We start from the raw sequence: 12,841 nt of genomic DNA, 5'->3' as shown, positions 1-12,841 counted from the left end.
TTTTTTAGGACTGTTGTATTTTTATTAACTCAGTGTAATTAGTTTTTAGTCACTCTAGATAAATGAACACTTTTTTTTAGAGGTTATTCTTTATAAGAGACTAAGTTGTCATACATCATGTATGATGTAATTATTTTATAACATTACATTATTTTAATATATTTTTATTAATTAGCAGATTGATTCTTCAAATAACATTTTGAGACGTTCTTCACTTTTTGAAGAATATTATATGAATTACTTTTTTGAATAGAAGATTCCTAACGACATAAAATTTAGCTTATTATTTAAATAATTTTCTTAGAAACTTTATTATTCTCTGTTTGTGAACGCTCAATAAGCACTTTCTTGATAATACACAACCTCGATATTACTACATATCCAAATACAACCAGAAATTTAATTTTATTAATTTTAATCAGACCGTTAAAAATTTCAACTTTATATAATTAAGTATCGATTTTAGTTCATATTCCATATTCTATAATTTGTATATGTTATTGTTGATCACTTCATTAGTACGATTGAACTAAAACGCTGACTAAGTTTTTTTATTCACTTTAACGGTTCATACTATTTATTTTTACAAAAAAATGAAAATTTCCAAACTATATCTTTTAATGTATTTAAAAATATTATTTTAAAATTTGACTGAAATATTAACTTATCAAGCTTATTCTATCATTAGAAATAGCACGTGAAAAGTTAAAAACAATAAGATTTTTCAAATGGATAATAAAAATTTTTTTTATATGTTTAAAGTATTCCTTGTCAATACAAAGTACACTTAATAATGATGGATTCATTTTTTTTAATCTGATTCAGACGTCACTATTCACGATTCTTTCTTTATTTATGCAACAAATCTAAATTTATTGGCTAAAGTCTTATCTTTCACTATAAACAGTAATACCTCAACTACAAAGAATTTATGCATATTTTAATTAAATCATAAAACATAACATATATTGAGATTCAATAAAGTAAATACAATTTTAAGCACCTTCGAAAATTACCAACTTATAATTCAATATATTAGAAATATTAATTTTTACTAATAATTATGTATATTACGTGGTGTAGTGTTTTTGTAATATATGCTCCAAAACATTATTGAAACCATATTAATTGATTTTTCTTTTACAAAGATAACTCAATACACTTTTTCGTGTATCTCATTGATTAATAGTAAGAAAAGAGTAGTTATCATGATAACCTATTTCAGACATCAATGACTTGCAACATAAATGATATCCTCTTTCTTTAAAGAAAATTAGCCATTCATCACTTATAATCTATACTATTATATAGCTCTAGTGCTATTTCTTTCAATATCAAGTGATGTTACTTATATGCATAATCTTTATCCCTTAGTATTTGTATAGTATCACCAAGACTTTCAATACATTAAATGAAAATTATATTACATACCGAAGATTTAAATTAACACAGTTAATAAAAATGATAATTTCTCTTAATTTTAACATTTTATTACTAAAAATAATTCATTAAAAAAATAAAAAATATTCAGAAAAATTAATTATAATATCATCATCACAACAAAACCATCAATACTTTAATCAGCTACATATGCCTTATTACTACAGCATTCAGGAGAATGCAATGTCTTATTAATGACTTTTTCCCACTCCAAAAGAGTGTATGTGTGAAGAGCTAATGCATAAATAGCTCCTTTCGTTAATTCATTCGCTAAAATGGTATAAATTTCACGATGACGATTTATCATACTTTTCTTTTCAAATTTTTCACTGATTACAATTACTTTAAAATGACTTTCTGAATGAGGCGCTACATTATGCTGATAACTTTCATTAATAACTTCAAGATAAATAGGCGAATAAACTGTATAAAGTTTTTGTTTAATGCAGTATTGCATGTTCTGAGATGCAGTAGCAAACATAAAACTCCTTAATTCTTTTTTAATTTTACAAATTTTTATATTTTTATATTTTTATATTTTTATAATACATAATAAATAATCATATTTTATGATGTAAAAAATTTACTTCATAAAATTTTTCTTCAATAAAAATATTGCCTAAACAGTTAAAAACAGTCAACATATATACTCTACGTACAATTTTATATTATAAAATAAAAATTAGTTATAATGATTAATGTGGTATTATGTTATTGTATAGCTCATCATGATTAACAAATAAACGAAATTATTAAATACATAAAATATATTATAACATTACAATATCAAGATATACTAAATATAGAACATATTCAGTAAAATCATATCATAATCTGATTACAATCTTTTTAAAATGTAATCACCTTTGTGTTTTATATTATCATGTACAAATTTTACAAAATGATTTCTTCCATCAATAATGAATGCATTGAATGTTCTTGTTATTATTCAATAGTGTGAAATATATAAATTAAAAAGTAGATTTATATGAAGTATTATTTTCCCGTTTCATATCCTCTAAATTAATATTTGTCAGTATTTTGTGCCCTTTATTATTTTCTAGAAAAAAGTATGTATTACTACCGTTAAACTGTAAAAAGAAAAACACTAACAATCACCACTTTAATCTGTTAAAGTCAGCAGTATAATATGTGAGGAAGTTTACTATTTTCATTAATAATTACAAAACTTAATATAACTTTCAGCATCATGAATACGATATTATTAATCACACTGTTCATGAAATAATATATGATATAATACAAAATTTTTTACATCCAACAGATATATAGCATACAAAAACATACAAGATTTATATAACCTGGATACAGCTAAAACACATAATACAATAACAAAAGACACTGTAATACATTTTATCTTACAAAACAATTTCACACATGAAAAATATTTTGAAAAAGTATTAATAAAAATAAAATTGCGCATAATATTTAATATACCTGAATGCTATTTTTCGCAATTATAGAATATCAAAACTCAGTAACTATATACTATTCATATAATTTCGAAAATAGGGTTATTAAAAATACTGTGTTTTTCTGAAAACATTGCTTCATTTATAAATACCTAAAGTCAATTTTACAAACTAGACTATAATTTATACATTGAGCATTTATTGTTTTTCGGTAAGACAAAAAATACTTAATAAGTTCTTACAATAATTTATACTACGATAACCTTACCGTAGAATATTATTACTGATAAAATGACAATTTAATTTTTTATCATTTGAGGTCATAGATGAAATATGTACATTGCAAAAAAATTATTGGAATAATTACCATAATTCTTACTGCTGTATTATTAAGCGGTTGCGATATAGCATTAATCAATCCTAAAGGTGCTGTTGGCATAAAACAAAAAGAATTAATTTTTATTACAGTTGGATTAATGCTAATTATTGTAATTCCAGTAATTTTTATGGCATTTATTTTTCCTATAAAATTTTGTGCATCTAATAAATCATCAATCTACCGTCCAAATTGGGATCATTCGAATACAATTGAGTTAATTTGCTGGATTATTCCTATTATTATGATCATTATTTTGGGCACTATTACTTGGAAAACAACTCATGAGCTCGACCCTTATAAGCCATTAGTTAATAACCAAAAACCTGTTACTATTGAGGTAATTTCCACTAACTGGAAATGGATATTTATCTATCCAGAAGAAGGTATTGCAACAGTTAACGAAATAGCATTTCCTGCCAATGTACCAGTTAACTTTAAAATTACGTCTAATTCAGTCATGAACTCTTTTTTTATTCCATCATTAGGAAGTCAGATTTATGCAATGGCAGGCATGCAAACTAAGTTGCATTTAATGGCTAATGAGCCTGGAACATATAAAGGTTTTTCAGCGAGTTATAGTGGAAAAGGCTTCTCTAATATGAAATTTCATGCAATAGCTACATTAGATCGACAAGGTTTTGATCAGTGGGTAAAAAAAGTAAAAACTTCACTAAAAAGTATAGATACCATACAAACTTTTAACGAAGTTGCTCGACCAAGTATTAATGAACCTGTCACTTATTTCTCTGCTGTAAAACCTAACCTTTATGAAGATATTGTTCTCAAATTTGACCATAATAATCATAACAATCACCCCTTGTAAATGTAAAAGAAAAATCCACAGGTCATTCTATGTATATAACATAGACTGGTCATAGAAATGAAGGAGCAATAAGAATATGTTTGGCAAATTAACACTCAATGCTATTCCATTTCATGAACCTATTATTATGTTTACGCTTTATATAATAATGTTCAGTGGATTAGCGTTAATAGGCGCAATAAGTTATTATAATAAATGGAAATGGTTGTGGAAAGAGTGGTTAACAACTGTTGACCATAAAAAAATTGGTATTATGTACATCATTGTAGCGATAATTATGCTATTCCGTGGTTTCACGGATGCTATTATGATGCGCGGACAGCAAGCTCTAGTCTCTGCTGGTAAACCTGGATTCCTAGACCCTCATCACTATGATCAAATATTTACTGCGCACGGTGTTATCATGATCTTCTTCATGGCTACTCCATTTGTTGTAGGTTTAATGAACTGCATTGTTCCATTGCAAGTTGGTGCTCGTGATGTTGCTTTTCCATTTCTAAACTCACTGAGTTTTTGGTTATTTGTTGTTGGTGTCGTACTAATTAATATCTCTTTAGGAATAGGTGAATTTGCACAAACAGGTTGGTTAGCATATCCACCATTATCCGGGTTAGAGTACAATCCTGGCGTTGGGGTTGATTATTGGATCTGGAGCATCCAGATAGCTGGTGTCGGAACACTATTAACAGGAGTGAACTTCTTTTCAACGATCATCCATATGCGCGCACCTGGTATGTCTATGATGAAAATGCCAGTATTTAGCTGGACAGCTTTCTGTACAAATATTTTAATTATCGCCGCATTTCCTATTCTGACAGTCACAATCGCTCTGTTAACATTAGACCGTTATCTTGGAACTCACTTTTTCACAAATGATATGGGTGGTAACATGATGATGTACATTAATTTAATTTGGGCGTGGGGTCATCCAGAGGTATATATTCTTGTTCTTCCAGTATTTGGTATATTCTCTGAAATTACAGCAACTTTTTCAAAAAAAAGCCTATTTGGTTACACTTCACTAGTATGGGCAACTATCGCTATTACTGTTATGTCATTCGTCGTTTGGCTTCACCATTTTTTTACAATGGGGTCAGGAGCAAATGTTAACGCTTTCTTTGGTATCGCAACTATGATCATTGCGATCCCAACAGGGGTAAAGATATTTAACTGGCTATTCACTATGTATCAAGGTCATATTGAGCTTAAATCACCAATGTTGTGGTCCATAGGATTCATCATTACTTTTTCTGTTGGTGGTATGACAGGTGTTCTTCTTGCAGTGCCTGGTGCTAACTTTGTGTTACATAATAGCTTATTCTTAATTGGTCATTTTCATAATGTTATTATTGGCGGTGTAGTATTTGGTTGCTTCGCAGGAATGACTTATTGGTTTCCGAAAATTTGTGGTTTCAAATTAAATGAAAAATGGGGAATTGCAGCTTTTTGGTTTTGGATTATCGGTTTTTTCTTTGCCTTTATGCCATTATATGCTCTTGGTTTGATGGGTATGACTCGCCGTTTAAGTCAAGACATTGACCCAACTTACAATACAATGCTAATGATTTCTGCATTCGGTACTGTAATTATTGCCATGGGTATTATGTGTCAAGTGATTCAAATTATTCTTAGCATTCGTGACCGATATGAAAATACTGACGTCACTGGTGATCCATGGGATGGACGTACATTAGAATGGGCAACCTCTTCTCCACCACCTTTTTATAATTTTGCTGTACAGCCGAAGATCCAAACTCGTGATGCTTGGTGGAATATGAAAGAAAAAGGTATTGCTCACAAAGAACCTGTTAAATATGAAGAAATTCATATGCAAAAAAATACAAGCGTAGGTATAATTATCGCTGGATTCAGTTTATTATTAGGCTTCTCAATGATTTGGCACATGTGGTGGCTAGCAATCATTAGTTTTACTGGCATCATTATTACTTGGATTGCAAAAAGTTTCAATGAAGATATTAATTGCTACGTGCCTATTACTAAAATCGAGGAAATACAACATAAACATTTTAACGATTTACGTAAAGCAGGTATGCACAATGTCAAGTAACACTATTATCACAAATAATAACACTAAAAAAATAGAACATACGCAAAACAATACTAAGATAATCGGTTTTTGGGTTTATATCATGAGTGACTTAATTCTCTTTGCCTGTTTATTTTCGACTTATATTGTTTTATCTCCAGGCACTGCTGGAGGCCCTACTGGTAAAAATATTTTTAATCTCCAGTTTGTTTTATATGAAACATTCTTACTGTTATTTAGCAGTATCACTTACGGTTTTTCCATGATAGCAATGTATAAAGAGAAAATTTCGACAGTAAATTTATACCTTTTTCTAACTTTCTTGCTAGGTTTTGGATTTGTTATGATGGAAATTTATGAATTTCATGAACTCATTCGACAAGATTTAGGGCCTGATCATAGTGGATTCTTATCTGGCTTCTTTGGATTGGTAGGAACTCACGGTCTCCACGTAATTGCTGGTTTAATTTGGATTATTATCATGATGATTCATATTACTCTCAGTGGTCTAACCGAAGTAAACCAAACTCGATTACACTGTCTAAGCTTATTTTGGCACATTTTAGACATTGTATGGATTTGTGTATTTACCGTTGTTTATCTTCTGGGAGCAATTTAAATGAGACATATAAAAGATATTTATATAAAGTCTAGCCATGGTAATATCAAGACTTATATTATTGGCTTTATCCTCTCGGTTATTCTTACGATTATACCTTTTTGGATAATAATGAAAAATATTGCATCACAAGATTCTGTTTTTTGGATTGTTATTAGTCTAAGTGTACTACAGATTTTTGTGCATTTAATATGTTTCTTGCATATAAATATATCATCAAATGAACACTGGAACTTCGTTGCATTACTATTCACTATACTCATCATAAGTATTATCGTCATTGGCTCTTTGTGGATTATGCATAACGTAAACATAAATATGATGCTTAATTAAAGAGTTGTTAATATGTTTAAACAATATCTGCAAATTACAAAGCCAGGAATTATTTTTGGAAATGCAATTTCTTTAATAGGTGGTTTTCTACTTGCCTCAAAAGATGTTATTGATTGTTCACTGTTTATTATCACTGTTTTAAGTACATCACTAATTGTAGCTTCTGGTTGCGTCTTTAATAACTACATTGATCGTGATATTGATTATATTATGGAAAGGACTAAGAATCGTCCTTTAGTAAAAGGCTTTCTTGACCTAAAAATTACTCTAATTTACGCTTCCGTATTAGGTGTCATTGGAACACTTCTACTTTTCATAGTAACTAATGCGTTAATTGTTCTCCTTGCAATTATTGGTTTTTTTATTTATGTAGTCGTTTACAGCTTGTGTATGAAGCGTACATCAGTTTATGGAACACTAATCGGGAGCTTGTCTGGCGGAACTCTACCGGTTATAGGTTACTGTGCTGTTACAAACCAGTTTGATTCAGGAGCATTTATTTTACTATTTATTTTTAGCTTGTGGCAAATACCGCATTCATATGCCATTGCTATTTTTCGTTTTCAAGACTATAAGAAAGCTAATATTCCTATTTTACCGGTTATAAAAGGCATCTTTATCACAAAAACACATATTATCTTGTATATTTTAGCTTTTATAATTGCAGTATTTATGTTGTTTATTAATGGATATGCTGGTTATAAATATTTAATTATTACTGAAACTATAAATTTTGTGTGGCTTGTCATAGCTGCTTCCGGGTTTAAAAATCACAATGATGATCATGTTTGGTCAAGGAATTTATTTCTCTTCTCTCTCGTTACAATAACATCTTTGAGTATAATGATATCAATAGATTCAACAATATCTACTAATACTCTGATGTGATTTTTGTGAAATAATTTTAGCTTTATTAGTTAAAATAATACTTATCTTTTGTTAGATTGTTTTTTACTGCTATTATTATTAATAATAAAAAATTATTTTCCTATCCTTGCGTTCCTCGTTAGAATGATATTTTCTATATTCAAGGCGTTACCATGAATGACAACAAAATGACCTCCTCTGAATTAAATGCAACACTTAGTCTAAGTTTTATTTTTTTCCTTCGTATGCTAGGAATGTTCATGATTTTGCCTATTATCACTAGTTACGGTTTGCAATTACAAGGTTCCACTAAATTTTTAATTGGTGTAGCTATTGGTATTTATGGATTTAGTCAAGCTATTTTTCAAATTCCTTTTGGTTTAACATCTGATCAAATAGGACGAAAACCATTAATTGTATTCGGTCTGATCATCTTTATTCTTGGTAGTGTATTGGCTGCATTAAGTGAGTCGATCTGGGGTGTTATTATTGGGAGAGCTTTGCAAGGGTCAGGAGCTATTTCTGGTGTTATTATGGCGCTACTATCTGACTTAACTCGAGAGCAACATCGCACTAAAGCAATGGCATTTTTAGGGATTGGCTGTGGTGTCACCTTCTCTATCGCGCTTGTAATTGGCCCTATTATAACTCAATGGGTTGGTTTAAGTGGACTATTTTGGGGGATTACATTTTTAACAGGTTCTGCAATTATAATTACTATATTTATAGTGCCAAATAGTTATCAACAAATCACTAACCGCGAGTCTTCTTTTATTAAAAATAACTTAAATTCAGTACTTACACACCCTCAACTTCTAAAACTCAACTTTGGTATTTTGAATTTACATACTTTACTTATGACAATCTTTATCGCCCTCCCATTTATTATGACAGAAGCAGGCGCTTTCGCTAAAGATCATTGGAAAATTTATCTTATTACTATGGTGATCGCCTTAATATCTTCTTTTCCTTTTATTATTTATGCAGAAAAAAAACGTCAAATAAAAGCAGTTTTCTTATTTTGCATTAGCTTATTAGCGCTAAGCGAAATCATCTTATGGCTTTCAAAAAGTCATTTATGGATAATATTTTTAGGCCTTCAGTTATTTTTTATCGCCTTTAATGTTCTGGAAGCTATTTTACCATCTCTTATTAGCAAAGAATCTCCTGCAAGTTGTAAAGGTACTGCAATGGGAGTTTACTCTACTAGCCAATTTTTAGGGGTTGCAATCGGAGGATTTGTAGGAGGGTGGTTATATGATATAAATAGTGCTGACACAGTATTTATCGCTGGATTATTTTTGACAATAGTTTGGTTTATCATTAGCTTAACCATGAAACAACCTTCTTATCTCACCAGTATTCGCTTGGAATTACCAAAACACTATACTAATATTATTCAGCTACAAAAAGCGCTCACATCTCAACCAGGTGTTGTTGATTTTGTTATTATAAAAAAGGAAAAAAGCATTTATCTTAAAGTAGACAGAAAGTTAATAGTAAGAGAACAGTTGGAAACCATTGTTCAATCTTGTTTGTGATAATTAAATAAAACAGGCTTGTATTAATAAAAAACCTGATAAATAATATAATATTGATTTAACTATAAAATAAACGTAATCAATAAATTATATAAGTAAAATAACAAAACTCTAAATCATGGTGAGAATTCCCATTTACATATGTACTGATTTAATTTAACTTAATGTTTATAATTTTATCATGCGGTTTTTACTTAATTTTATTATTATTCTTTAACACTTGAAGAAGAATTAAGTTTTGTTATTTTTTATAACAATATCTAAAAATATAATCAACTATTATTATAATTGACTAATTATTTTGAGAAACTTATTTTATCATTTAATACACAAGTTAGTGTGCATATTTAAATCTTACTAGTGAATCTATAACCAGAATTTTTTAAATGCATTGCACACAGGTATTCATTATTTAAATAATATCACATAATAATATATTTACTATATTTAGTAAAATAAATGTAGTAAATAAAAAGTCACACCTTTAATTAGAAACACTTCACTTTACTAAAAAACACAAAGAGATATATTATTATCTATCATCATACTACAACTTATAATTCATAATGAATTTAATAAACAAATATTTTCATTTATATATTTTATTATCATAACACTAAAATAGTATACTATAAGCACTATTCTAAGCACACTAAAAATATTGAATAGATTTATATAAAAGAATTAAAATAAAACTCATTAGTGTTTTGTTAACTATCTACATAATATCTCACTTCACAGGACTCATTCAAAAAGAATGAGATTTAATATTATTAATACATATCAGAAATCTAATTTACCTGAATTATATTAACAATGCTAACAATAACACCTTGAAATTTTATCTTATATAAGAATATTAGTACACTGTATCATAGTAAAACTATTAATTATTCTCTATTAGATAATAAGATATTCTGATAAAACCACCTTATGTTTTATAAATAAAAGGTCAAGATTGATTTGATCTTAAAAAGATATAATACAGTTAAATCATAAATTTTGTCTCGTAATGGTTATTTCTAAAGACGAAAATAGTCATATACTATATTCTTTCTGAATAAGTCACAACATAACATTTTTAATATTTTTGAGTATTTTTTATAAAACATAAACCAGTGTATAAAAACCTACATATTAATTACTCAAAAGAAAAAGAAATTGTTAGCTGATGAATAATGCATTTTCAATTTATTAAAATTTTATCAAAAATACCAATAATGTAGTTTATACGCATACTAAATTCTTTTTTATTTTAGGGAATTAACCTATGTATTATACTGACACAATAAAAGATACATCATATATGACAAACTTTGATATCATTACATGATTGTTTTTTAAGTTAAGCACTTTTGATTAACTAATTACATATCACCACATATAATAAATATATTTTCTTTTAGCAATATAAAAAATAAGAAAGCACCTCAGTACAACTAAATATATTTAACGTTAAGAGTTTTATCAAAGATAAAGATATTTCCTCATCCAGTAAAGTATGAAAAGATAGTTTTATTTTAACTCATAAGTTGACAATACTTTCAAGCACTTAAATTTTATGATGAATAAATCATGTTATTTAGAAAACACCCATATTAAATAATTTTTTATTACTTATCTACAATGCTAAAATAAAATATATTTCTTACAAATTCATTTTAATTTTAGCTATTTTAACGATTAAAATTTTTAAAATTATACTACAATATTTAAGCATTATTTTAGTATGATACCATTTATAAATTAAATCATCTAATTTTATAAAATTTTTATTAAATAATAATTTTTAATATCAATACTAAAATATCAGAATAATAATCAATCAGATGTAAATTGTAATTAGAATCTGTATTAAAGATTTTAATAATACTTTAAGTATAAATAATCACTTAAAATTATAACACTTAAATAGTTGAGATTCTATACGAAAAATAATTTATTTTAATATGATGTTATTTCACTACCATCAATTATTTGAAGTATCTTCAGTATCTTACAGATAAAGCACTTGACAAAAATAGTCAGAATACTTACTTTCAGTAAATTAAAAAAGTATTTACATAGTATATTATTTTATTAATTTTAATTGAATATTTTTCTAAGTTAGATCAAATAAACAATAGTATATATAATAAACACAACACATTAAGATACTTTTATAAACCCTGAGTTGAAACTACTAAATATAAGTAATAAATATATTATTAATTTCAATCCACTATCTAATAATTTCTTAATATCATAATTTAAAAGATAATATCTCATATCATTTTATATATACTGTAATATCTAAATTTTAGATTCTAATTTTACATATAAATATGAATTTAATTCTGAGTTTAAATAGCATGTTATTTTAAATTAAAGTAAATTTATCTTTATATCTTTATATATTTATATATTTATTTTTATATTTATCTACATATCTAATTTTGTATTATTTAATAAAATTAAATAAAAGCTTCTCCCCATTTGATATGTGAGAACAAAAAAGAATGCAGTACTTTCTTGAGTATATTATAAGTTTTATTCAATTATATTTCTCATTTAATAAATACTCACATCTTGCTAAAACTACGAATAACTACTTTTTTTACTCCTAATGAGCTTAGTATATTAAGGGTATTCCTGATTAGAAAGTGTAATAAATCATCATTTTATTGTTTAGATTTTAATTATAATTTTTATAATTTAATTAATGATAAATTATATATATTATAAAATATATATATTCTAAAAACATATATACAAACACAAAATTATTGATAATATAGATATTAGCACTATTTGCCTGAAACATCTAAACATCTATTTAATATTTTTACTCAATAGCAATAGAATTAGTACCAGAGTAAAAATACAGCACTAATATTACACCGATCTCATAGTTCTTCTAGATGTTTCGTAAGTTTTTTCTCAACTAATTGCATTGTGCACGATCTAATGCTTATTAATTACATTAAAAGTATTAAGTACATGATTTTATAATTTCTTAATAATACAATCCAATTTTATTATACACATTGCCTGAAAATATTTTACTGATATAATAGGAATTTTAAAATTACATTGAGTAGCTTTAAGCTATCTGTAATAAAATGTAAAGTTATGAAGAGATGTTATATTAATAAAGTTACATAGTAACTATAATTGTATTAGATTAATCTTTAATATTCAATGTACTATATCATGTGATAAAAGCTTCTTTATACAGATCATAACCTTCGAATTATATATACGCTAAACATTCTCTATATTAATGATTCAAATAGTGCAATCGTTTTAATGATTTCGTATACAGTGCTAACTACATATACTTAACATCTATTGTAATAAACTTTCATTTTTTAAACAGT

The 12,841-nt window shown here is 26.9% G+C and carries 7 protein-coding genes; 6 read left to right on the top strand and 1 reads right to left on the bottom strand.

All coding sequences use genetic code 11. The annotated features are described in order from the left end of the window. Positions 1-1,576: 1,576 nt before the first annotated feature. Positions 1,577-1,921, bottom strand: coding sequence for a BolA/IbaG family iron-sulfur metabolism protein (locus GFV14_RS00355; protein WP_457914376.1), 345 nt, complete (start codon positions 1,919-1,921; stop codon positions 1,577-1,579). A 1,278-nt stretch (positions 1,922-3,199) separates the two neighbouring features. Between GFV14_RS00355 and cyoA the strand changes: the two genes are divergently transcribed. From cyoA to GFV14_RS00325, 6 genes are all read left to right on the top strand, one after another. Further along, positions 3,200-4,075 carry a ubiquinol oxidase subunit II gene (cyoA, locus tag GFV14_RS00350; RefSeq protein WP_457914375.1) on the top strand — a complete coding sequence of 292 codons (876 nt, stop codon included), beginning with the start codon at positions 3,200-3,202 and terminating at the stop codon, positions 4,073-4,075. A gap of 76 nt (positions 4,076-4,151) precedes the next feature. Next, complete coding sequence (gene cyoB, locus GFV14_RS00345) at positions 4,152-6,143, top strand: cytochrome o ubiquinol oxidase subunit I (protein ID WP_457914374.1); 1,992 nt, start codon at positions 4,152-4,154, stop codon at positions 6,141-6,143. After that, positions 6,043-6,741 carry a cytochrome o ubiquinol oxidase subunit III gene (gene cyoC / locus GFV14_RS00340; RefSeq protein WP_457914373.1) on the top strand — a complete coding sequence of 233 codons (699 nt, stop codon included), beginning with the start codon at positions 6,043-6,045 and terminating at the stop codon, positions 6,739-6,741. The genes cyoB and cyoC overlap by 101 nt, the downstream gene beginning before the upstream one ends. Beyond that, positions 6,742-7,074 carry a cytochrome o ubiquinol oxidase subunit IV gene (gene cyoD / locus GFV14_RS00335; protein ID WP_457914372.1) on the top strand — a complete coding sequence of 111 codons (333 nt, stop codon included), beginning with the start codon at positions 6,742-6,744 and terminating at the stop codon, positions 7,072-7,074. Positions 7,075-7,086: 12 nt separating this feature from the next. Beyond that, a complete protein-coding gene (gene cyoE, locus GFV14_RS00330) occupies positions 7,087-7,962 on the top strand; it encodes a heme o synthase (RefSeq protein ID WP_457914371.1) in 876 nt (291 codons plus the stop codon). 152 nt (positions 7,963-8,114) lie between these two features. Further along, positions 8,115-9,482 carry an MFS transporter gene (locus GFV14_RS00325; protein ID WP_457914370.1) on the top strand — a complete coding sequence of 456 codons (1,368 nt, stop codon included), beginning with the start codon at positions 8,115-8,117 and terminating at the stop codon, positions 9,480-9,482. The last annotated feature ends 3,359 nt before the right edge of the window (positions 9,483-12,841 follow it).

Origin of the sequence: Candidatus Hartigia pinicola (assembly GCA_020541205.1) — a bacterium.
In the GTDB taxonomy this organism is placed as follows: domain Bacteria; phylum Pseudomonadota; class Gammaproteobacteria; order Enterobacterales; family Enterobacteriaceae; genus Hartigia; species Hartigia pinicola.
Note: the sequence above shows the minus strand (reverse complement) of the source record. Positions and strands in the feature narration are given on the sequence as shown.

Excerpts from the sequence above, each read along its gene's own strand:
- cyoC (WP_457914373.1), top strand. The coding sequence starts at position 6,043 with ATGAAGATATTAATTGCTACGTGCCTATTACTAAAATCGAGGAAATAC.
- cyoB (WP_457914374.1), top strand. The coding sequence starts at position 4,152 with ATGTTTGGCAAATTAACACTCAATGCTATTCCATTTCATGAACCTATT.
- GFV14_RS00355 (WP_457914376.1), bottom strand. The coding sequence starts at position 1,921 with ATGTTTGCTACTGCATCTCAGAACATGCAATACTGCATTAAACAAAAA.
- cyoA (WP_457914375.1), top strand. The coding sequence starts at position 3,200 with ATGAAATATGTACATTGCAAAAAAATTATTGGAATAATTACCATAATT.
- cyoE (WP_457914371.1), top strand. The coding sequence starts at position 7,087 with ATGTTTAAACAATATCTGCAAATTACAAAGCCAGGAATTATTTTTGGA.
- GFV14_RS00325 (WP_457914370.1), top strand. The coding sequence starts at position 8,115 with ATGAATGACAACAAAATGACCTCCTCTGAATTAAATGCAACACTTAGT.
- cyoD (WP_457914372.1), top strand. The coding sequence starts at position 6,742 with ATGAGACATATAAAAGATATTTATATAAAGTCTAGCCATGGTAATATC.